We start from the raw sequence: 20,837 nt of genomic DNA, 5'->3' as shown, positions 1-20,837 counted from the left end.
GCCTCACGCCCCTTCCGGCGCCATCGGGTGCATCGGCAACACCAGCCGTGACGGGTCGTCCCACAGGACGGTGAGGCCCGCGCCGAAGTGCCCCTCTCCCCGTTCGAACGCGTCGGACCGCGCGTGGCGGATCCGCTCCAGCAGGTCGCGGTCGTCGCCTTCGTGCAGCAACCGCCGCGCGTGGGCGTCGAAGCCGTCGTCGGAACCGGCGCGGTCCCACAGGATCAGCGGTATCCCCGCACGCAGGCCCGCCGCCATCTCGTCACGCCCGGACGACTCCGACCGCGGCGGTGAGCTGAGCACGAGCGACACCGCGGCGGCGTTGCGCTGCAACGTCGACATCAGTTCGCGCACGGCCTGCGCGCTGCCGTCACGGCCCCAGCAGGTGGCGTCGGCCGAGAGCGCGCCGCCGTGGTCGAGCTGGGACCGCAGCCGTTCCCAGCGCAGGTGCCACAGCCGGTGGTACTTGCGGGCCGCCATCCGTTCCAGGCTGCGGACCACCACGGGGTAGCGGCAGCCCAGCGGCTCGGGCAGCAGCGGGTCGGTGTCCCACGGCCACTGGTCGACGTCGAGGTTGATGACGTCGCCGGCCAGGATGAACTCGACCCGGATCTCCGGCGCGAAGCTCACCCACTCGCCCTCCAGCTCCTCGACGATCTCGGCCACCCGGCGCTTCACCCCGGCCAGGTCACCGGTGGAGTCGGCGCCGCGCACCGGGTGCCAGCCGGTGGACAGGTCGAGCTGGCGCCAGTGCGACAACCGGTAGACGTCACCGGTCAGGCCCTCCCGGCGCAACTGGAACACGACGTAGGCGTCGCAGCGGTGCGGCGGGCGGGTCGTGCCGCCCTGGACCTCCCACCTGACGGCGTGCAACTCCCCGCTCAACTCCAGCGCGGCCGCCTGCCGGTCGACCCAGCGGTGCAACCGGACCGCGAGTTCGGTCCGCACGCGTGCCGCGAGGTGCTCGACGAACAACAACGACCGCGGCACGCCGTCCGGGCGGGCGTTGAGGGTCTCCAGGGTGCGGAACACTTCCGCGTAGGTCGTCGGACCGTGCAGCTTCGGCGCCAACGGGCCCGCCACGGTGAGGTAGATGCCCTCGATGTCCGGCACGACCACGTCGGACAGCAGGGCGAACAGCTCGTCGCGGGTCTCGGCGGGCCACAGCTCGAGCGTGGTCATGTCGCGGACGAGATCGCGCAGTGCCGCCATCGGCCGCGAATCCTGTTCCAGCAATTCGACGACCCGTAATAGTGCGGTCAACCGTTCCGGTCTTTGGCTGCACACCTCGGCGATGCTGAACAGGTGGCCGATGGAGTGCTTGTGGTCTTCGACCGGGAGGTGTTCGCGGAGTTCGTCGCCCAGCATCCGGACCACGAGTTCGCGTCCGCTCCGGTCGGCGAGGGTCGGGATCCGCCGAAGGGCGTCAACCAGCGGCATCAACGGGATGTGGTCCTCGTCGCGGTTTCCCCGGACCGACGCGCTCCTCGGTGCCCATGCCACCTGTACCCCCTCGGTGTCGGACTTCGGGCATTCATCGTAGGGCCGAATTCGTTGGCACAGCGCGACGTCCGATTCCCGCCGGACTGGAATGGGTTGCGGTAGCACGATCGTGGCATGAACTTCGACGGCAAGGTCGCCCTGGTCACGGGCGGCAGCAGGGGTATCGGTGCGGCGATCGCGATCCGGTTGGCGGAGTTGGGTGCGGACGTGGCGATCACCTACCGGAACGACCCGGGCGACGTGGTGGATCGGGTGAAAGGGCTGGGGCGGCGGGTGGTGGCCGTCCGGGCGGACAGCGGTGACGCGGAGGCGGTGGTCGCGGCGGTCGAGGAGGCCGTGTCGGTGCTGGGGCGGTTGGACGTGCTGGTGAACAACGCCGGTGAGTTCATCGTCGGGCCGGTGGAGGAGTTGGGCGTGGCGGAGTTCGACCGGACGTTCGACGTGAACGTGCGGGCGGCGTTCCTCGCGGTGAAGGCGGCGTTGCCGCACCTTGGCGCCGGTGGCCGGGTGATCGGCATCGGCAGCAACGTGGCCGAGCGGGCGGTGTTCCCCGGGTTCTCGCTGTACGCGGCGTCGAAGGCGGCGTTGGCGGGGATGACGAAGGCGTTGGCGCGGGAGCTGGGGCCGCGCGGCATCACGGTGAACCTGGTGCACCCCGGTGCGACGGACACCGACTCGAACCCGGCGGACGGTGCCGGTGCCGACGTCGTGCGCGGCTTCACGGCGGTCGGGCGTTACGCGGAGCCGGCGGAGATCGCGGCGGCGGTGGCGTTCCTGGCGTCCGACGAGGCCCGTTACGTGACCGGCGCGCAACTGCACGCCGACGGCGGCTTCACCGCCTGACCCGCGCGCGCGAGAGTCCAACGCTCACACCGCGAGAGTCCAACGCTCGGAGCACCTGAATTCAACGCTCAGCACGGCAGTGGGTGAGCCTGAGCGTTGAATTCGGGGTGCGCGAACGTTGGACTCTCGCGTGCTGGACGTTGGACTCTCGCGGTTGGTCAGCTCGCGTTCACGTCGATGCAGGCGTAGAACGCGTTGGAGGTGTCGCCGATGTTCCAGATGGCGAGCACCGTCTGGCGGCCGGACGCGCCCAGGTTCACCGTGTGCGACACGGTGGCCGGGGGCTGTTGGTTGCCGCCGTCGACGAAGCCGACCCGCCGGCCGGCCACGTAGTACTCGTAGTTCGCGGTGCGGTGCCGGGCGGTGAAGGTCCAGGTGAACGTGACCGAACGGCCGGTGTTCGCGACCTTCCACCCCCGGTTGTCGTCGTTCAGCTCGGCGAACCGTGCGACGCCGCCGTTGCAGCTGCGCAGGCCCTTGGGGCCTTCGACGCTCTGCGGCTCGTACTTGACGTCGCCGCACGCCACCAGACCGCGGGCGCACTGCGCCTGACGGCTGGCGGGTGACGAGACGTAGCCGTGCGCGAACGCGGGCGCCGAGGGCAGGGCGACCGTCACGAGCGGCGCGACGAGCACGCCTGCCGCCACCGCGGCGATCCTTCGGCGGAGTGACATGTGGACTCCTCTGATCGGATGGGCGGAAACGCTTGTGGCGAACGCCAACCCGAGTGCGCTGGGTGGAGCGTTCACCCAAACGCGGCGGCAGGTCTAGACCATACTCTGTGTGATTGCCCGGTGACAACCATCAACTTGACCGCTCGCGGCCGTTGTTGACCGGTCCGCGCGAAGGTGGCGGAGTCCGGGTGTACGTGGCGGAGCGGTGGCGGAGTCCGGGACTAGTTGGCGGGGGGTTGGTGCGAGCGGGCCGGTGCTCTGCCGGGAAGATGCCTCGGCGCGGAACCTGGAGCTCGTACCCGGCGGCGCCGGCCCGCCGTCCGACGAGCGGTACGACGTCGCGTTCGCCGACGAGGAGGGCGAGCAGCGCCTGCCGTTGACCAAGGCGTGGCAGATCCCGTTCGAGTCTTGCCTGCCCGTGCGCGCGCTTCCGTCCTACAAGGGCCAGCGGCACTACTCCGGCCGTTGGTGGACTGCCACGACGGCACCCTGGTCGGCTACGAGCCCTGGGTCGAGCGCGACACCCTGGTCCTGCTCGTCTTCGACGCCGACGTCGTGGACATCGCCTCCCAGCCGTTCTGGCTGTTCTGGACCACAGCCGAAGGCAAGCCCCGCTCCCACGCCCCGGACTACTTCGCCCGTCTCGCCGACGGCTCGGCGCGGGTGCTCGACGTCCGCCCCGCCCACCGGATCAAGCCACGTGACCAGGTCGCGTTCGACGCCACCCGCGCGGCCTGCCCACTGATGGGCTCGGACTACGAGGTGGTCGGCGCACCGCCGGGCACAGTCGCTGGCTGGCCGGCTACCGACACGCGCGCCACGGCCTGGCCGACGTCGCGCCCGCGTTACGCGTGGCGTTCAGTCAGCCTCGCGGGCTGATGGACGGAGCCCAGGCCACCGGCAGATCCGATCGCGGTGCTGCCGGTGCTGTTCCACCTGCTCTGGCGCCAGGATCTCCACACCGATCTGACCCGGCCGCTGACCCCGGACACCATGGTCACCAGCTCGGCCACGCCGGTGAGGTGAGCGCGAGGTCAGTACGGCAGTACGTAGGCGTGGCTCATATCGGAGTCGTGCTTGGTTGTCGAGCCCTGGGAGTCGGTGAGGTTAGCAGTGCCATGGATTCCGGCGGTCTGGCCGCTCAACCACTCGACCTTGACGTAGGCGTTGAACCGGGGGATGCAACCCGGCGCCGTGCTCACGGTGAAGTCCGCTTTGTTGAGTGGCACGTATTTGTGGTGCACCCAGTACGGCACGTTGTGCGTGACCTGGATGCTGCTGTCGTCCTTGCAGAGTGTGCCGTCCGACTTCCACTGGTTGATGAACAGCGTGAACTTCACCTGGGCCGACCCGTACCTGTCACACGGGTCGTCCGGGCCGTCTGGATGGCAGACCTTCAGGTTGACATCGCCGACGACGTTGAGGCCCTGCACAGTCGAGGGAAGGTCGAAGTAGCCGAGGTTGGGCAGCCACAATGTGCCGCCTTTGAGGGCGTGCACCCCTGCGCTCACGCTGGACTGCACCGGTTGCCCGTCGGCGGCGTTGACAACCGAGGTGTCGGCGAACGTGAGGTACCCGCTGACCAGCCGATAGGTGGCGGCACTGGTCGTGCTGAGCGAGTTACCCCGCACGTTCGCGGTGCAGGTGACCCTGCCGGCGACGCCGGGGTGTACGAGGAAACGGGTGTAGAGCGTCACGTCCTGATACGGGGAGCCCGAGTTCAGGTCGTACACGTTCTGCCCGATCACCATGTTCTTGCTCCACCCGCCCGGCCCCTGGCAGACGATCTCGTTGTCGAAGAGGCTGCGGATGGTGGCGTCGTTGACCCGCATCTTCGACACCACGTATGCGGTCTGCGTGGCGGTCATGTCCAGCCAAATGGTGCCTACGGGAGTGACGCTGTGCACGACAGGCTGGACCTGCTTGGGCACCGAGATCGTTTGCGGGGTGAAGGTATCGAAAGTCTCCGCCTGCGCGGGCGTGGCGGCAAGCATGCTGGCGGTCAGGGCGAGTACCGCCGTCGCGGCCAGGGAGCGGACGTTCAAGTCGACCTCCTCATCGGCGCTAGCTAACGTGATTATGGTCTTGCATCGGTCGTCGTCGAATCCGCCAACTAGGTCCGGACAACTCGATCGATCGCAGTCCGGACCTACGTGGCGGATTACTGTTCACCGGGCTGGGCGTCCGCCATCTTCGAGCGGAACGGACAGTTGTTGTCGTCCGGGCGGTGGCTCGAGCGGTGGGGTGGTGGCCCGGTCAGTCGTGGGCTTCTTCCAACAGGCGCGTTGCCTGTGCTGTCCGCTGGTACAGCACGTAGCGCCCGTCCCGGACCTTGGTGACGAGGCGGGCGCGGTGCAGGGCGCCGAGGTGGTAGGAGACGGTGGCCGGCGCGTAACCGAGTCGGGTGGCGAGTTCCGCGGTGGACCGGGCGGTGTCGAGGTCGGACAGCAGGGTCGCTCGGGTGTTGCCGACCACTCGCACGATTCCGCCGGACCCGCGGTCCCGGCCGGCTCCGATCCTCTGGGCGGGGTAGTAGAGGACGAACTGGCCCGGGACGTCGACCTGGATGACGACGTCGGACCAGTTGAGCACGCCGGGGGCGAGGACCAGGTCCCGGCCGGTGACGTCGATCTCGCCGTCCCTCGACCTGGCGAGGGTGACCGCGTCTCCCGCCCAGTCGACGTCGGGGTGCAGCGCCCCGAGCGTCCGGCCGATGCCGTGGGTGGCGATGGCCGTCGCGCGGTGGGCGATGTCCCGGTCGATGATCGAGCGCAGTTCCGGCCAGCCGTCGGCGAGGGTGTCCCGCCAGAACCGGGCGAGGCCGTTCGCGAGCCGCCGCTGCATCCGCCCCGACTCCGCGATCCGGCGGGTCGCGGCCCGCAGCGGCCTGCTCCAGTGGGTCTCGGTGTAGGTGAAGACCTGGGTTTCGAGGTCTTCCTGCGCCGCGGCCTCGATCTGCGCGATCTGCTCGTCGATCAGGTCACGGCGGTGCGCGTCCGTGCCCGGTTGCGGGGTGAGCAGGTCGGGCGTGTAGGTGTCGCCGTTGTGCGGCAACAGGTCCGCGAGCAGGGCGACGTCCGGATGGGCCAGCGACGCGCGGGCGAGTGGTCCGGGATCTCCGAACACCGGGTGCCGTCCCGACGCGGCGGTGAGCCTCAGCCACGCCACGGACTCCGACGCCGGGGAAGGCGACAACCGTGTCCTGGCCACCGTGTCGGCGTCTGCACGCAGCGTGAGCACTCGCCGACGCTAGCAGTCGGCGGCGGATTCGAACCGGCTCGAATGCTTTCCGGTCCGAGGTCGACGCGGGGTTGGGTGGTGTTGCCGAACAGCGGCGGCAACGCGCACCGCCCGATCCTGGGCGGTCGCCTCCGCACGACGGCGATCTGGGGCCAGTACCCCGTTACTCGAAGAAGTTGGGAGTGGTTTGTCATGGTGAGGCTGAAGGACGCGCCGAAGGCGAAGAGCCGCACGAGGAGGGTCGGCGCGCTGCTGGCCGCGGTGGCGTCGATCGCCGGGATGATCTTCGCGGCGGCACCGGCCACTGCCGCCCCGGCCACCGCCACTGCCGCCACCGTCGCCGGCTACCCCACCAGCACGTTCCCGATCGTGGTCGGGGCGAGCTACTACAAAGGCACGGTCACCTGGTACAACCGGTCGGTCGGCGTCACCGGGTCGTTCAAGGCAGTCGGGTGCCGGCGGATCTACGCGGAAGCCTGGGCCGGTGACACCTACCTGGACACCGTCAGTTCCAGCACCTGGTGCGACAGGTCGGGGCCGGCGTCCTTCTCCATCCCGGCGGATGTCGTCGGCGGGGCCAATGAGCTCTACATCTGGATGACCACCGGAGATCCCGACTACTTCCTCGAAGGAGTCGTCTGCCACCGCGGCGTGAGCGTTTGCGTCCCCTTCTAGGGGTCCACGCAGGGGCACCGTAAGTCACGTTGCCCTTACCGCCGGTCCCGGTGATCGGGAGCCGGCCGGTCGGCTCGCCAAGCAGGTCCGGACGGCTCGCCGAGGGGTCGGGCCGTCCGGACCCGCCTGGCCGCGGAACGCCCCGCGGCAGTGGCCGGAGCGTCGCCTTCCGACCGGCCGCGGTCGCGGTTGTGGGAAAATGACCTTGAGATGAGGAAGCTGCCCCGGGCCGGGGTCCGATGACCGACGAGCACATCGCGCGGATCGACGTGACGCGCCTGCCCGACGACGTCGTGGCGCTGATCGACCGCCTCGGGCCCGGTGACGAGCTGGTCATCACACGCGACGGCGAGGTGATCGCGACGATCTCGGGCGGCGTGGTCGAGGAAGGTGCCGCGGCTGCCGCAGGGGCGCCTGCGGACTCGGCATCAGCTACCGCGGCCCGGTCCGGCGCATGATGGAGGCCGGTGCGCAGACCTACCTGATGTCGACCACCATCCCCGTGCTGGCCAGGCAGCTCGACCAGGCCGTCACCCAGCGCCCGCAGCTCGCTGACGGCACCCCGGCGCGACTGGAACTCGAAGCGGGCGCGGCAAAACCCGTCGATCACCGGGCAGGTCCGATCTAAGGTCGCCGGAATGGATCTGTCCGTTGTCGCTGTGCCCCACACGCTCGCCCACCTGACACCACTGCTGCCGGCGCCACCGGCGCGGGTGCTCGAAGTCGGCTGCGGCCGCGGTGCTCTGGCCGCGGCTCTGGGGGAACTGGGTTATCAGGTGACCGGAGTGGACCGCGACGCCGAGATGGCCGCCGCGGCACGGGAACGTGGTGTGCGCGTCGTCCAGGCCGACGTCCGCGAGGTCTCCGGCGAGTACGACGTCGTGCTGTTCACGCGGTCGCTGCACCACGCCGAGGACTTGGCCGGGGTCGTGGACCACGCGGCCGGGTTGGTCGTTCCGGGTGGGCAGGTCGTCATCGAGGAGTTCGCCTGGGAACGGGTGGACCACGCCGGCGCGCACTTCCTGCACGACAACCGCGCACTGCTGGTCGCCGCCGGTCTGCTCGACGCCGAGCCGCCGTCCGGTGACCCGCTCGACGCCTGGGTCGCCGGTCACGACTTCCTCCACCGGGGCTCCGCCCTGATCGCCGCGCTGGGCCGCGTCGGCTCCGACCTGACCACGGTGGGGACGAGCATCCTGTGGCGCCTGGTCAACGGACGCGGTGGTGTCTGGACCGAACCGGGCACGCACACCGCCGACGTCCTCGACACCATCCGTGCCGCCGAGGAACGCCGGATGGCCGCCGGCCTGCTCCCGCCGGTCGGCCTGATCGCCTCGGTCCGCCGGTAGACCGGCGGCCGGTCAGCGTCGCGCCGGCCGGAGCACGCGTTCGGCGTGGGTGAGCAGGTCGCCGCGGTCGAGCACGCTGGTCAGCGGGGAGGTGGCGATCGCGGTGGAGCGCGCGTCGGCGCTCTCGGCGATGGCGGTGCGCCCGCTGCCACGCAGCACCGAGGGGCCGGGGCCATTCGTCGTAAGACCGGATGGCCGTGGGGCGGATTATCCGTTCGGCCACTCCCGGACATGTGCGTGTTCGTGCATGATGGAATCGGGCGGTATCGGGAGGCGGCCGGTATGACCGTGGAAACACCAGCAGAACTGTCCTCGGACTTGTTGGATCTCGCTTCGACCTCGTTGTCCGAGATGAGAACGCTGCACGACACCGCGCTCCACCAGGCCGTTCACCGCACGCTCGACCGGTTCCGGTTGGGTGGGTTCGGTGATTCGGTCCAGGAGCAGTTCAACCCATGAACCCACTCGGGCTGAGCACCCACCGCTTGCCCCGCTTCGTGTTCGACGAGATCTGCTCGGGAGCCGTCTCCGCGGCGGGAATGGCAATTTTGCGGAGAACCCAGTACAGCGTCCGCAAGCTCCGCCTGCGCGCTTTCCTGGAAGCTGCTTCCCCGGTCACGTCACGGCTCGGCCCGTTCGCCGACATCGACGGTGCGTGGACGCTGTTGGCCGAAGTCGAGCACATCGCGCCGGACGTGGTGGAAGAAGTCCTGATGCACCACTCGGTGGGCGTCTGGCTGACCCGCGCCCTGCGCCAGGTGCTCGGCACCGCGGTGGACGCCACTCCGCTGTGGTCGGAGGTCGGCTGGTTCCACGCCGTCGCCGCCGCGGCGGCGGTCCGCGGTGGGCGGCCGTGCGCGTTGACCGTCCCCGTGGTGCACGGCGCCGTCACGTTGCCCACGGTGGGCGCGTACCGGTTGTCCGGGCGCTTCCCGGTGGGCCAGGCGCGGGTCGTCAACTCCGCGTCGGGCACGACGATCGAGGTGCCGGGGCCGGTCGAGTGGCGGGCCGTGCGACGGCACCGCAGCTCCGCGCGCGGGCACGCGGTCGAGGTCGTGGTGGACGACCTCGGGCCGTACCGGGAGTTCGGCGGGCCGGTGGCACCCGACCCGTTGAGCGACAGCGAGTGGGACGAGTGGCGCAAGTACCTCGACGAGGCCTGGGAACTGCTGACCGCCCGGCACCCCGGTTCGGCGGAGGAGCTGTCGGCGGGCCTGTCGACGGTCGTGCCGCTGGACTCGCGGCGGGACGTGTTCGCGGCGTCCTCCTCGGCGGCGTTCGGCGCGATCGCCTTGTCGCCCAAGCGGTCCGCGACGGAGTTCGCCGAAGCGCTCGTGCACGAGTTGCAGCACTCGAAGGTCAACGCCCTGCTCGACCTGGTCGGGCTGCACACCTCCGACGCCACGCCGCGGCACTACGCCCCGTGGCGGGACGACCCGCGCCCGGTGGACGGGCTGCTGCACGGCGTCTACGCGTTCGTCAGCGTGGTGGAGTTCTGGCACGGCCAACGCGGTCTCGTACCGACCGCCCTGGCCCGGCGCGCCGAGTTCAGCCTCGCCTACCGCGCGCGCCAGGTCGGCCTGGCGGTGGACTCCCTGCGCGGTTTCGTCGACCTGACCGACCTCGGACGGGAGTTCGTCGCGGCGGTGGCCGTGCGGCTCGCGGCGTGCGACCTGGGGGACGTGCCGCCGGACGTGGCCGCCGCGGTCGAGCAGATCACCGCCGAACACGCCATCACGTGGCGGCTGCGGCACGTGCGGCCCGACCCCCGCGCGGTGCGGGACGCGGTCGCGGCGTGGCTCGACCGCCGACCGTTCGCCGAGGACGCGCGAGTGCCCGGCGCGGTCGTGCCGACGACCGGTTCGGGTGAATCCCTGCTCACCGCGCTGCTGCGGCTGCGCGTGCTGGAACCCGACGAGTTCGACCGGGTGCCGCACCGCGACGGACCCGACTTCGCGTACCTGCGCGGTGAACGGGAGGCCGCCGCCGAGGGCTACGCCGCGCGGCTGCGCACCACGCCGCACGACCTCAGCGCGTGGGCGGGCCTGGGGCTCTCGCTCGATTCCGCCGTGCTGCGCCACCACCCCGAGCTGGTCCGGGCGGTGCACCACGCGACGGCGGTGCGCACGGGCGCCGCACCGCCACCGGTGGAGCTGGCGACCTGGTTCGACCGGGCCACCAGCCCCACCGACGTCCGCTGAGACCTCAGAACTGCATGGTGTCGGTGTCGCAGTTGGCCCGCGTGTACTGGGTGGCCGCGATCGTGCCCGGGTGCTCCTCGCCGAACACCTTGCGGTAGCTCGCCACGGTGCGGGCGTGCAGCACCGCGGCCGCGTTCTCGTCGCCGAGCGCGCCGAGGTCGAGCGCCAGGTTCAACGCGACCGCCAGCGTCGACGGGTGCTCCGCGCCCAGCACCCGCGTGGAGCGCTCCAACGTGTCCTCGTCCAACGCCTTGGCCGCCGCGGTGTCGCCGGCCGCGGCCAGGTCGCTGGCCAGGTTCGTCGCCGCCACCAGGGTGAACGGGTGGTCGGCGGTGAACACCTCGGTGAACTTCGCGCGCGTCTCCTGGTTGAGGGCCTTCGCCGCGTCGACCTCGCCGCGCAGGCGGTGCGTCACGGCCAGGTTCATGCCGGCGATGAGCGTGTACGGGTGGCTGCTGCCCAGGATGCGCCGCAGCGTGTCGTAGCCGCGCCGCGAGAACTCCGAGGACCGGTCCAGCTCGCCCAGGTGCCGCAGGTCGGTGCCCAGGTTCATCCACGCCGTGGCGGTGTCGATGTGCTCGTCGCCGTTGCGCCTGCGGTAGCGCCGGATGCAGTCCTCGATCAGGTCCTTCGCCCGGGTGTGCTCACCCGCCTTGCGCAGCGCGACCGACAGGTTCCGCGACGCACCGATCACCTGCGGGTGGTCGTCGCCGAACAGCTCCCGCTGCTGCGCGAGCTTCTCCTCCTGCCGTCGCGCGGCGTCGACGTAGTGCCCCAGCTCGCGCAGGTCCATGCACACGCTGTTGTGGGAGGAGAACGTGAGCGGGTGGTCGGAGCCGAGCACCGCCTCCCGGCGGCGGAGGGTGTCCCGGTCGAGGGTGAGCGCCGCGTCGTAGTCGCCCATCAGCCGCAGCAGGCTGGCGAGGTTGTTGGCGTAGCTGAGGGTTTGCGGGTCGTCCTCGCCCAGGATCTCGACGGCGCGGTCGTACACGCGTTGCCTGGTCAGCAGCTCCTCGCCGAACACGCCCTGCGCGCGCTGGTCCAGGGCCAGCGTGTCGAGCATGTTCAGCATGCCCTCGTGGTCGTCGCCGACGACCTCGCGGAACAGCTCGTAGGTCCGCTGGTTCAGGGCGCGGGCCTCCTCGATCCGGCCCAGCCTGCGCAGCGAGATGCCGTACCGGCGGGTGACCTCCAGCGTGTCGAACTCCCTCTCGCCCAACGTCTTGCGCCACGACTCCGACGCCTGGCCCGCCAGGTCGCGAGCGCCGCCGAAGTCGCCGGAGTTGAGCAGGTAGCGGACCAGGTTGAGCACCAGCACGCGGACCCACCTGTCCTGGCAGTCGACCACTTTGGACACCAGGGCGTGCGGCAGGAGCTCGGCGTAGCGCGGCCAGTTGGTCGACGCGTCGGGGTCACCAGGGTCGCCGTTGACCAGCAGCACGTGCACCGCGTGCCGCATCATGTCCTGCTCTTCCTGGTTCAACCGGTTCTTCATCACCGTCTGCACCAGGCGGTGCAGCTGCAGCGCGTTGTTGCGGTGGTCGATTTTGGCCAGGCTGTACCGGCTGATCTCGCGGATCGCCCGGCTGAGCTTGATCGGGTCGTTCAGCGCATCGCGCAGCGCGTCCGGCACGGTCAGGCCGCGAACGCCGCGGAACAGCTTCTGCGAAATGGGTTCCGGCCCGAAGAACGCGCAGACGTGGAGGAACTGGAACGCCGCCCGGTGGTCGTGCTTGAGGCGGTTGAGCGGTACGTTCCACGCCGCCGCGACCGGCAGCTGGTCCTCGCTGGACGTGCCCGCCTCCAGCAGCTCGGTGCGGTTCTGCTCCAGCAGTTGCAGGTACTCCGAGACCTGCATGCCGGTCTGCGCGCGCCACGCGGCGGCCTGCTCGACGGCCAGCGGCAGGTCGCCGAGCGCCTCGGCCAGCGCGTCGGCCTCGGCGTCGTCCAGGTCACCGGCGCGGCGGTGGAGCAGTTCGATGCTCTCCTCGCGGGTGAACAGGTCGACCGCGACCGGCCGGGCGAAGCCGCCCCACTCGGAGTTGCGGGACGTGACGACGATGTGGCCGTTGCCCGCCGGGAAGTACTGGCGCACGTCCTGCGGCCGGTCGGCGTTGTCGAACACCAGGATCCAGCGGCGGTAGGGCTCGCCGAGGCGCAGCGCCTCCAGCACGGCGGGCACCGCGGTCTCGGCCGAACCGGAGGCGGCGACGCCGATCTTCTTGGCCAGCTCGACGAAACCGGACTTGATCTGGGCCGGCTGCTCGGCGGAGATCCACCACACCACCTCGTACTCGGAGGCGTGCCGGTGGATGTACTCGACCACGGTCTGCGACTTGCCGACACCGCCCATGCCGTGCAGCGCCTCGGGCAGCACGGCGGTCGGTCCCGCCTCGCTCAGGCGGAGGCGGAGCTGCTCCAGGAGCTCGTCGCGGCCGACGAAGTCCGGGTTGCGCAACGGCACGTGACCCCACACCTGCGGCTGTGTGGAACCGGCCAGCCGCTCGCCGGTGAACAGGGGGCTACCGGGAGCGTTCACGTCTTCTCCTTCGCGCGGCAGCGACCCGACCGCCTGCGCCGGCCGTCGGGTGTCGGTGTTCGTCACAGAGTTGCTCTCCTGGTTCGGTGTGCCGTCCGGGACTCCGCCGGTGGTGGCGCGGGTCCCCCCGTCCAGGCCCAGCACCCGTCGGATGTGCTGTGACCTGCGAGCGTATGGGCCGGAAAGTGCGCGGAACACCGCTTCCTGGACCTTCAGATAAGGCACGTTCTCCGGCGAGGGCTCCGGCGGCGCGGTGTGGTCCGGCTCGTCCAGCGCCAACCGGTAGTTGCGCAGCGCCTCGTTCTCGGCGCCCGCGTACTCGTCCAGCACACGCGCGACCCGGGCGGTGTCCGAGCGCCGCGAGGTGGCCAGCAGCTCCTCCCGGACACCGGCGTCGAAGTCGTAGGCCACCGCGTCGGTCGCGCCGTTCGCCTCGGGCAGCCGGGTCATCAGGCCGCCGAGCATCACCTCGGCCAACGCCGACAGGTCCGAGCCGGGCAGCAGCACGCGCTGTACCAGGCCCATCAGCTGCGGGCTCAGCGGTGTCGCGGCGAGCAGGCCGGCGAGCTGGAACCCGTCCACCGACGCGTATGTGCGGAACTTCAGCACCCGTTCGGCCGCGGTCGACGGCTCCTCGTCGGTTTCGCGCTCGGGTGGCGGCGCGGTCTGCGGCGTGACGAGCGCGGCCGTCGTCTCGACCCACTCCGAGCCCGGCGCGGTGAGCAGCCTCGCCCAGCCCGCCATCCACTCGGCGGACAGGCCGAGCACCGGCACCGCCATCCCGCCGCCGGACGCGTCCGCGACGCGCAGCCGCCGGTTCGGCGCGCCGGGCGTCGGCGCGGACAGGCGCATCCGCCTGGTCGGCAGGCCGCCCCACGACCACAGCCGTTGCGCGAGCGTCTGCACCACGGCGACCGGCATCGACCGGCCCCACGCGTGCAGCACGTGCCCGACCGCGCCGCTGTGCCAGGCACGGCCGATGGTGTCGGTGAGCACCAGGACGATCCGGTTGCCGGTCGGCTCGACCAGGTAGCGCCACCTGTGCTCCGCGCCGCCCTCCGACCGCAGCGTCACGTCCCGCGCCGCCGTGCGCGAGCTGTCCAGCTCGTAGGTCCGCACGTCCCGGAACGCGCCCTGCCGCTCCAGCAGCACGCGGAACTCGCGCACGGTCTGCCGCCACAGCTCGGCCGCCACGGTCGTGTCGACCACCAGCGCCACCTCGAACCGCCGCCACGGCGCGGCACGCCACTCCGGCAGCCACAGCCCGTCCCGCGCGGCACGCACCGCGGTCGCCTCTTCATCCAGCGCCTTCAGCCGGGGCGACGGCTGCCGGCGCGCCAACGGCCGCAACGCGCGGCTGATCCCGCGGCGTTCCGGCAACGCGGGCACGGTCGGCCACGCCGACACCGCGCTGACCGTGCCACCCACCGCGAGCACCGGGTCGGCCCGCGACAGCGTGGTCGGCGTCTGCGTCCACCGCTCGGTCCGCGGCGGCTCGGGCTCCGCCTCCGACCCCGGTTCGGCGTCGGGCCGCGGCACGTCCGGCGGCGGTTCGTCGGGGGACGGCGGTGGGGCGGGTGGTTCATCGTCACGCGGGTCGTCGGCGGCCCGGGACGGCTCCGCGGCCGGCTCGGGCAGGGGTGGGCGCAGCGCGCCGGCGAGCCACAGCGAATCCCGGACCTCGCGCAAGGTCAGGTCCGCCGTGCGCAGCACCTCCACCCGGCTGTCGGTCGCGTCCAGGTGCTGCAGCAGCACCTCACCGGCAGACGGCTCGGCCCGCGGTCCGGTCATCCGGCCTCCGCGGACAACGGGTGCCAGATCGCCTCGAGCAGCTCGGCCCACTCCTCGTCCGGCTGGTACGACCCGGACGTCGCCAGGTGCACGGCGTTGAGCAGCTGGTCGGCCGACACGGTGCCGACGTTGGCGCGGTGGGCCAGGAAGTCGGAGATGAGCCGGGCCACGTCGACGCCGTGCGCGTCGCCGAAGTGCACCGCCACCATCTCGCCCAGCTGCTCCTTGCCGGGCTGCTTCACGTGCAGCCGCAGGCAGCGGCGCAAGAACGCGGGCGGGAACTCGCGCTCGCCGTTGCTGGTGATGATCACGATCGGGAACTCGCGGCAGCGCACGACGCCGTGGTGCACGGTCGCGGTGTACCCGCGGTCGGCGGTCAGCACCTCCACCTCGTCGCGGTGCTTGGCGTACCGGACCAGCTCCGGGATCTCGTACTCGCCTTCCTCGAACGTGTTCAGCAGGTCGTTGGGCAGGTCGATGTCGCCCTTGTCCAGCTCGTCGATGAGCAGCACGCGCGGCAGGTCGTAGGGCAGCAGGGCGGTGCCCAGCGGCCCGAGGTGGACGTAGTCGCCGATCCCGGAGTCCGGGTCGTTCGCACCCACCGCCTGCACCCGCGCGATCGCGTCGTACAGGTAGAGGCCGTCCTTGAGCGTGGTGCGGCTGGTGATCGGCCAGCGCAGCACCGGGCCCAGCCCCAGCTCCCGGGCGATCAGGTAGGCCAACGACGACTTGCCCGTGCCCGGCGCGCCGGTGACCAGCAGCGGGCGGCGCAGCCGGATCGCGGCGTTCACCATCGCGACCTCGTCCGGGTGCGGTGTCCGCCGGACCGCGCGCACGCCACCGACCCGGCGGTCGCCCTCGCCGCCGTCGTCGGAGGGCCGGGCCGTGTCACCCCGGCCGGTGAACGTCCGCCACGGCGGAGGCGGTGGCAGGTCCGCGATCGGGGTCCGCGCGACCTCGCCCGTGCCGTGGTAGACGTGACCGTCGTTCATCCGACCGCAACCCCTTCCCGGGGTGGACCCGGTTGGCTAGGCACGACGATCCGTTCCGGGTCGTCGTACAGGATCGTCAGGGCTTCGCCGACGTGGCGCCGCCCGGAGCCTTCCGCGTACGCCGAGTTGCGGGCCAGCCGGACGCGTTCCAGCACGTGCAGCTCGTCCTGGCCGTGCAGCACCGACTCCACCACGTCGGAGAACTCCGGCGAACCGCAGTCGTGCCGGTGCCACAACATCAGGGGCACCCCGGCCTTCACCCCGGCGGCGACCTCGTCCCGGCCCGCGTTCTCCGGCCGCGGCGGCGCGGACAGCACCAGCGACACCAGCCCGCGCTCGGTGTTGAACCGCGTCAGCAGTTCGCGCAGGCCCTCGTCGGTACCGCTCAGCGCCCGGCACGTCGACGTGTGCGCGAGACCCGCGGCCCGGCCGAGCTGGCCGGTCAGCTCCGCCCAGCGCTGCCGCCACTCGCGGTGGTACTTCCGCGCCGCCATCCGCTCCAGGCTGCGGACCACCACGGGGTACCGGCAGCCCATCGGCTGGGCGAGCGCCGCGTCGTTCTCCCAGGGCCACTGGTCCACGTCCAGGTTGAGGTTCTCGTAGTCGAGCACCCATTCGATGCGGATGTCCGGGCTGTACTGCGCCCAGTCGTCCTCCACCTTCTCGATCAGCGCGGCGACCCGCACCTTGATCTCGTCCAGGGTGCCGACCGCGTCCTCGCCGTGCAGCGGGGACCACGGCGACGGCCGGCCGAGCTGGCGCCAGTGGGACAGCCGGAACCCCTCGCCGGTCGGCCCCTCGCGGCGCAGTTGCAGCACGAGGTAGGCGGGTGAGCCCGGCGCCGGGGTGAGCGGCTGCGCGGTCTCCGGCCGCAGGCTCTCCCGGACCGCGGTCAGCTCGGCGAGCAGGTTCATCGACACGGCCTGCGCCTCGTTCCACCGGTGCAGCTCGATCGCCAGCTCGGTGCGCACCCGCGCGGCGATGTGCTCGACGAACACCAGCGGGCGCGGCAGGCCGTCCGGGCCGGCGTTCAGCGTCTCCAGCACCCGGAACACCTCGGCGTAGGTGGTCGGCCCGTACAGGCTCGGAGCGGTCGGTCCGGCCACGACGCGGTAGATGTCCGCGATGTCGGGTACCACGACGCCAGCCAGCAAGGTGAACAGCTTTGCTCGATCGGAGGTCGGGAACAGGTCGAGTGGCGTCAGTTCGGCCACGACGCGGCGCAATTCAACCATTGCCCGGGTGTCGTGGTCGATGCGGGATACGATACGAATGAGTGCAGATAAACGTTCCGGGCTCTGCTGGCAGACCTCGGCCAGGTTGAACAGGTGCCCGATCGCGGTGTGGTGTTCCTCGACGAGCAGCGTTTCCCGCAATTCTGCGGACATCATCCGGACGACCAGGTTGCGACCGGCGCGGTCGGACAGGCTCGGGACGCGGGCCATCACGTCGACCAGGGACATGAGCAGCCCTCGGCCGCCGTTGTCGTCCACGTGGACCATCGGTGGCCCCCCATCCGAGCGGTCGGCGCGCAGTGTTCCAACCCCTTCCGGGTAGGCCCTATTCCGGGCTACACGGTACGGTTGCTAGGGGTTTGTTTCGTGCCACAATAGTGTTTCTATTCGCCTCATTGGTGTGGAATCCTCACCTTCCATCACCCGCAAAGCGTGGCAGAGGGCATTCAGGCCGTCCACGTGTTCGAGGCAGGTCAGCAACAGTCCGCTCACGTGCAATGCGCCGTTGGGGTGGTGCGGCACGGCGGCGGCGATGACCGGTGGCAGCAGATCGAGCACGAGTCGGCGCGTCTCCTCCCGCTGCAGCGAAGGCACCTCCATCAGCGCGTGGAACAGGGCCTCGGTGTCCGGCACGCGGGCGTCGAGCAGCCAGACCGGCTCGGGCACACCCGGCACTCGCACGATCCGGTGACGGTCGGGATCGGCGATCGGGTGAGCGCGGGCGTAGCCCTCCGTGACCGCGATCGTGACGGGACGGGTGGTGGACGCGTGCGCGGACCGCAGCGCGTCCGAGGCGAGCACGGCGAGCGCCGTCGAGACCTCCCCGTCCGCCACGACCAACCGCAGGCGCAGTGGTGTCGCGGACGCGTGCACGGCTTCGGTGAGCCGTACCGCGAACCGGTCCGACGGCGGGCGGGTGAGCAGCACGGCGTCGTGGCCGGGCGCGGTGGCGGCGAGGCCGTCGAGCGCGGCCAGCACCAGCCGCCGACCGTGCTCGAGGTCGGCGGCCGGGTCGGTGGCGATCGCGAGGACGGCGTGGTCGGGCGGCAAGCCCTACAACTCCAGGCCGGTGAGCACCAGGACGCGCTGCTCGGTGAGGTCCTCCATGGCCGCGCGCACCCCCTCTCGGCCGGTGCCCGAGTCCTTGACGCCTCCGTACGGCATCTGGTCGGCCCGGAAGCTCGGGACGTCGCCCACGATCACGCCGCCGACCGCCAGGCGCTTCGCGGCGCGGAACGCCAGCCGGACGTCGTGCGTGAACAGGCCCGCCTGCAAGCCGAACCGCGAGGCGTTCACCCGGTCGAACGCCTCGTCCACCGACCGCACGGAATCCAGCACCACCACCGGGCCGAACACCTCCTCGTCCACGACCTTGCACGACGGCGGCACGTCGGCCAGCACGGTCGGCTCGTACGACGCACCCGACCGGCGCCCACCGGTCAGCACCCGCGCGCCCGCGGCCACGGCCTCGTCCACCCAGGCCTCGACCCGCAGGGCGGCGGCCTCGTTGATCAGCGGGCCGACGTCGGTGACCGGGTCGGTCGGGTCACCCGTGCCGAGCTTGCGCACGTGCGACACGACGGCGTCGGCCAGCGCCGGGTACACGTCTTCGTGCGCGTACACGCGTTGCACCGAGATGCACGACTGCCCGCCCTGGTACATCGAGAACGTCGAGATGCGCTGGGCGGCCCAGTCCAGATCGGTCCAATCCGGGCAGACGACGGCCGCCGCGTTGCCGCCCAGCTCCAGCACGACGTGCTTGCGCGGCACCCGGTCCAGGATCGAGTAGCCGACCGGACCGGACCCGGTGAACGACACCACCGGCAGCCGGGGGTCCTCGGCCAGCGCGCCCGCCACCTCGTTGGGCACCGGCAGGACCGACCACGACCCGGCGGGCAGCTCGGTCTCCGCCAGCAGTTCCCCCAGCAGCAGCGCGACGAGCGGGGTGGCCGGCGCGGGCTTGACCACGATCGGCGCGCCCACCGCCAGCGCGGGCGCGACCTTGTGCGCCACCAGGTTCAGCGGGAAGTTGAACGGCGCGATGCCCAGCACGGGACCGCGCGGTGCCCGCCGGACGAGTGCCAGCCTGCCGTTCGCCGCCGGGTCGGTGTCCAGCCGCTGGAGCTCACCGGAGAACCGCCGCGCCTCCTCGGCGGCCCAGCGGAACGTCGACACCGCGCGGGTGACCTCGATCCGCGACCACTTCACCGGCTTGCCCGACTCGGCGGTGATCAGCGCGGCCACCTCGTCGGCGCGCTCGGCGAGCCGCCGCGACACGTGGTCGAGCGCCGCCGCCCTGGCGTGCGCGGGCAGCGCGGCGAACTCCTCGGCCACGGCGTGCGCGGCGGCGACGGCCCGTTCCACGTCCTCGGCGGTGGCGTTGGACGTCACGCCGGCCAGGGCGCCGTCGTGCGGGGTGCGGATCTCGACCGGGTCGTCGCTCGTCGCGGGCTGTCCCGCGACCCAGTACGGCGTCGTCGTCACTGAAGGGCTCCTTCAAGCACGTCCAGGCCTTCGGCCAGCAGCTCGTCCGGGATGACGAGCGGCGGCAGCAGGCGGATCACGTTCCCACGGGTACCGCAGGTCAGCACGACCACCCCGGCCGCGTGGCAGGTGGCCGCGACCCGGGAGGCGATCTCGGCGGAGGCCAGTTCCACGGCCAGCATCGCGCCGCGGCCGCGCGCCTCGACCACCGGGCCCAGGGCGCGCAGCCGGGGCAGCGCGGTCGCCTCGATCCGCCGGGCGGCGGCGTCGAGGTGCAGCTCGTGCATGGTGTCGATGGCGGCGATCGCGGCCGCACAGGCGATCGGGTTGCCGCCGTACGTGCCGCCGAGCCCGCCGGGGTGCACGGCGTCCACCACGTCGGCGCGCCCGGTGACGGCACCCAGCGGCAGGCCGCCCGCGATGCCCTTCGCCGTGACGACCAGGTCCGGGACGACGCCCTCGTGCTCGCACGCGAACCAGTCGCCCGTGCGGCAGAACCCGGTCTGCACCTCGTCGGCGACCAGCAGCACGCCGTGCGACCGGCACCAGTCGGCGAGGGCGGGCAGGAACCCGGGCGCGGGCACGATGAAGCCGCCCTCGCCCTGGATCGGCTCGACCACGACGCACGCGATCCGGTCCGGCCGGTCGAGGGCGGCGACCGCGCGCCGGGCCGCTTCCGCGCCGGTCAGGCCGTCGTGCAGCGGGTAGGAACCGGGGACCCGGTGCACCTCGGGGGTGAACGGGCCGAAGCCGTGCTTGTAGGGCATCTGCTTGGCGGTCAACGCCATGGTCAGGTTCGTGCGGCCGTGGTAGGCGTGGTCGAGCGCCACGACGCCCGGCCGCCCGGTGGCGTGCCGGGCGATCTTGACCGCGTTCTCCACCGCCTCCGCGCCGGAGTTGAGCAGCACCGAGCGCTTGTCGTGCCCGCCGGGCGTCAACTCCGCCAGCCGTTCGCACACGTAGAGGTAGTTCTCGTACGGCGTGACCATGAAGCACGTGTGGCTGAACCGGTCGACCTGCTCGTGCACGGCCCGCGCGACGCGGGGCGCCGGGTTGCCGACGCCGGTCACCGCGATGCCGGAGGCCAGGTCGATCAACCGGTTGCCGTCCACGTCGACCAGCAGCCCCGGCTCGGCGTGGTCGACGTACACCGGGAGCACGGAGCCGACGCCCGCCGCGACCGCGCCCTTGCGCCGCTCGGCCAGCTCGCGTGACCGGGGGCCGGGGATCTCCGTGCGCAGTCGGGCCATGGGTCCAGCATCGACCGGTCGGGCGTCGGAGGACAGTATCCGGACTGGCGAACGGGTGTTC

Annotated in this window: 19 protein-coding genes; 8 read left to right on the top strand and 11 right to left on the bottom strand. The window is 71.6% G+C overall.

All coding sequences use genetic code 11. The annotated features are described in order from the left end of the window. Nucleotides 1-3: 3 nt before the first annotated feature. On the bottom strand, nucleotides 4-1,440 hold the full coding sequence (locus B0I31_RS29565; protein WP_106618665.1) for a VMAP-C domain-containing protein: 1,437 nt from the start codon (nucleotides 1,438-1,440) through the stop codon (nucleotides 4-6). Nucleotides 1,441-1,617: 177 nt separating this feature from the next. Here B0I31_RS29565 and B0I31_RS29560 point away from each other — a divergent pair, with 177 nt between their 5' ends. Next, the gene (locus B0I31_RS29560) at nucleotides 1,618-2,346 is read left to right on the top strand and encodes an SDR family NAD(P)-dependent oxidoreductase (RefSeq protein WP_106618664.1); all 729 of its coding nucleotides are present in this window, start codon (nucleotides 1,618-1,620) and stop codon (nucleotides 2,344-2,346) included. 158 nt (nucleotides 2,347-2,504) lie between these two features. Here B0I31_RS29560 and B0I31_RS29555 read toward each other — a convergent pair whose 3' ends face one another. Then, a complete protein-coding gene (locus B0I31_RS29555) occupies nucleotides 2,505-3,020 on the bottom strand; it encodes a lytic polysaccharide monooxygenase auxiliary activity family 9 protein (protein ID WP_106618663.1) in 516 nt (171 codons plus the stop codon). A 468-nt stretch (nucleotides 3,021-3,488) separates the two neighbouring features. Here B0I31_RS29555 and B0I31_RS41290 point away from each other — a divergent pair, with 468 nt between their 5' ends. Next, entirely contained in the window at nucleotides 3,489-3,899 is a 411-nt protein-coding gene (locus tag B0I31_RS41290) for a TnsA-like heteromeric transposase endonuclease subunit (RefSeq protein ID WP_219910852.1), read from the top strand. Between the two features lie 155 nt (nucleotides 3,900-4,054). On the opposite strand, the gene B0I31_RS29545 is transcribed toward B0I31_RS41290, so the two are convergent. Continuing rightward, nucleotides 4,055-5,065, bottom strand: a complete 1,011-nt coding sequence (locus tag B0I31_RS29545; RefSeq protein WP_106618662.1) for a hypothetical protein — start codon at nucleotides 5,063-5,065, stop codon at nucleotides 4,055-4,057. A gap of 211 nt (nucleotides 5,066-5,276) precedes the next feature. After that, complete coding sequence (locus tag B0I31_RS29540; protein ID WP_106618661.1) at nucleotides 5,277-6,260, bottom strand: ArsR/SmtB family transcription factor; 984 nt, start codon at nucleotides 6,258-6,260, stop codon at nucleotides 5,277-5,279. A 192-nt stretch (nucleotides 6,261-6,452) separates the two neighbouring features. Between B0I31_RS29540 and B0I31_RS29535 the strand changes: the two genes are divergently transcribed. From B0I31_RS29535 to B0I31_RS29525, 4 genes are all read left to right on the top strand, one after another. Continuing rightward, nucleotides 6,453-6,935: a hypothetical protein gene (locus B0I31_RS29535; RefSeq protein WP_106618660.1), complete on the top strand. Its 483-nt coding sequence runs from the start codon at nucleotides 6,453-6,455 to the stop codon at nucleotides 6,933-6,935. A gap of 239 nt (nucleotides 6,936-7,174) precedes the next feature. Then, nucleotides 7,175-7,393 (top strand): hypothetical protein, encoded by a 219-nt coding sequence (locus tag B0I31_RS42080; protein WP_245950536.1) that lies wholly within the window; start codon nucleotides 7,175-7,177, stop codon nucleotides 7,391-7,393. Further along, the gene (locus B0I31_RS42075; protein WP_245950535.1) at nucleotides 7,390-7,563 is read left to right on the top strand and encodes a hypothetical protein; all 174 of its coding nucleotides are present in this window, start codon (nucleotides 7,390-7,392) and stop codon (nucleotides 7,561-7,563) included. Before B0I31_RS42080 ends, B0I31_RS42075 begins: the two co-directional genes overlap by 4 nt. 10 nt (nucleotides 7,564-7,573) lie before the next feature. Then, a complete protein-coding gene (locus B0I31_RS29525) occupies nucleotides 7,574-8,284 on the top strand; it encodes a class I SAM-dependent methyltransferase (protein ID WP_106618659.1) in 711 nt (236 codons plus the stop codon). A 12-nt stretch (nucleotides 8,285-8,296) separates the two neighbouring features. On the opposite strand, the gene B0I31_RS40855 is transcribed toward B0I31_RS29525, so the two are convergent. Further along, a complete protein-coding gene (locus B0I31_RS40855) occupies nucleotides 8,297-8,443 on the bottom strand; it encodes a hypothetical protein (RefSeq protein WP_181320519.1) in 147 nt (48 codons plus the stop codon). A 72-nt stretch (nucleotides 8,444-8,515) separates the two neighbouring features. On the opposite strand from B0I31_RS40855, the gene B0I31_RS29520 reads away from it, so the two are divergent. Then, nucleotides 8,516-8,743, top strand: a complete 228-nt coding sequence (locus B0I31_RS29520) for a hypothetical protein (RefSeq protein ID WP_106618658.1) — start codon at nucleotides 8,516-8,518, stop codon at nucleotides 8,741-8,743. After that, nucleotides 8,740-10,485 carry an HEXXH motif domain-containing protein gene (locus tag B0I31_RS29515; protein ID WP_106618657.1) on the top strand — a complete coding sequence of 582 codons (1,746 nt, stop codon included), beginning with the start codon at nucleotides 8,740-8,742 and terminating at the stop codon, nucleotides 10,483-10,485. The genes B0I31_RS29520 and B0I31_RS29515 overlap by 4 nt, the downstream gene beginning before the upstream one ends. Before the next feature lie 4 nt (nucleotides 10,486-10,489). Here the strand turns inward: B0I31_RS29515 and fxsT are convergent, their stop codons facing one another. The 6 genes from fxsT to gabT form a co-directional block, all read right to left on the bottom strand. After that, entirely contained in the window at nucleotides 10,490-14,815 is a 4,326-nt protein-coding gene (gene fxsT / locus B0I31_RS29510; protein ID WP_181320517.1) for an FxSxx-COOH system tetratricopeptide repeat protein, read from the bottom strand. Continuing rightward, on the bottom strand, nucleotides 14,812-15,807 hold the full coding sequence (locus B0I31_RS29500; protein WP_106618654.1) for an AAA family ATPase: 996 nt from the start codon (nucleotides 15,805-15,807) through the stop codon (nucleotides 14,812-14,814). Before B0I31_RS29500 ends, fxsT begins: the two co-directional genes overlap by 4 nt. Continuing rightward, nucleotides 15,804-17,309 (bottom strand): VMAP-C domain-containing protein, encoded by a 1,506-nt coding sequence (locus B0I31_RS29495; RefSeq protein ID WP_106618653.1) that lies wholly within the window; start codon nucleotides 17,307-17,309, stop codon nucleotides 15,804-15,806. Before B0I31_RS29495 ends, B0I31_RS29500 begins: the two co-directional genes overlap by 4 nt. Before the next feature lie 84 nt (nucleotides 17,310-17,393). After that, complete coding sequence (locus B0I31_RS29490) at nucleotides 17,394-18,092, bottom strand: effector-associated domain 2-containing protein (protein ID WP_106618652.1); 699 nt, start codon at nucleotides 18,090-18,092, stop codon at nucleotides 17,394-17,396. Between the two features lie 3 nt (nucleotides 18,093-18,095). Next, nucleotides 18,096-19,526: an aldehyde dehydrogenase family protein gene (locus B0I31_RS29485; protein WP_106618651.1), complete on the bottom strand. Its 1,431-nt coding sequence runs from the start codon at nucleotides 19,524-19,526 to the stop codon at nucleotides 18,096-18,098. Continuing rightward, entirely contained in the window at nucleotides 19,523-20,776 is a 1,254-nt protein-coding gene (gene gabT, locus B0I31_RS29480; protein ID WP_106618650.1) for a 4-aminobutyrate--2-oxoglutarate transaminase, read from the bottom strand. Before gabT ends, B0I31_RS29485 begins: the two co-directional genes overlap by 4 nt. Nucleotides 20,777-20,837 lie beyond the last annotated feature (61 nt).

The sequence above is a fragment of the Saccharothrix carnea genome (genome assembly GCF_003014735.1).
Classification (GTDB): domain Bacteria; phylum Actinomycetota; class Actinomycetes; order Mycobacteriales; family Pseudonocardiaceae; genus Actinosynnema; species Actinosynnema carneum.
The sequence above is the reverse complement of the archived record's forward strand: the minus strand, read 5'-3'. Positions and strand labels throughout refer to the sequence as shown.

Coding starts and splice junctions, on each gene's coding strand:
- B0I31_RS29500 (WP_106618654.1), bottom strand. CDS start 15,807: ATGAACGACGGTCACGTCTACCACGGCACGGGCGAGGTCGCGCGGACC.
- B0I31_RS29525 (WP_106618659.1), top strand. CDS start 7,574: ATGGATCTGTCCGTTGTCGCTGTGCCCCACACGCTCGCCCACCTGACA.
- B0I31_RS29535 (WP_106618660.1), top strand. CDS start 6,453: ATGGTGAGGCTGAAGGACGCGCCGAAGGCGAAGAGCCGCACGAGGAGG.
- B0I31_RS29560 (WP_106618664.1), top strand. CDS start 1,618: ATGAACTTCGACGGCAAGGTCGCCCTGGTCACGGGCGGCAGCAGGGGT.
- B0I31_RS42080 (WP_245950536.1), top strand. CDS start 7,175: ATGACCGACGAGCACATCGCGCGGATCGACGTGACGCGCCTGCCCGAC.
- gabT (WP_106618650.1), bottom strand. CDS start 20,776: ATGGCCCGACTGCGCACGGAGATCCCCGGCCCCCGGTCACGCGAGCTG.
- fxsT (WP_181320517.1), bottom strand. CDS start 14,815: ATGACCGGACCGCGGGCCGAGCCGTCTGCCGGTGAGGTGCTGCTGCAG.
- B0I31_RS29495 (WP_106618653.1), bottom strand. CDS start 17,309: ATGGTCCACGTGGACGACAACGGCGGCCGAGGGCTGCTCATGTCCCTG.
- B0I31_RS42075 (WP_245950535.1), top strand. CDS start 7,390: ATGATGGAGGCCGGTGCGCAGACCTACCTGATGTCGACCACCATCCCC.
- B0I31_RS29565 (WP_106618665.1), bottom strand. CDS start 1,440: ATGCCGCTGGTTGACGCCCTTCGGCGGATCCCGACCCTCGCCGACCGG.
- B0I31_RS29515 (WP_106618657.1), top strand. CDS start 8,740: ATGAACCCACTCGGGCTGAGCACCCACCGCTTGCCCCGCTTCGTGTTC.
- B0I31_RS29555 (WP_106618663.1), bottom strand. CDS start 3,020: ATGTCACTCCGCCGAAGGATCGCCGCGGTGGCGGCAGGCGTGCTCGTC.
- B0I31_RS29520 (WP_106618658.1), top strand. CDS start 8,516: ATGTGCGTGTTCGTGCATGATGGAATCGGGCGGTATCGGGAGGCGGCC.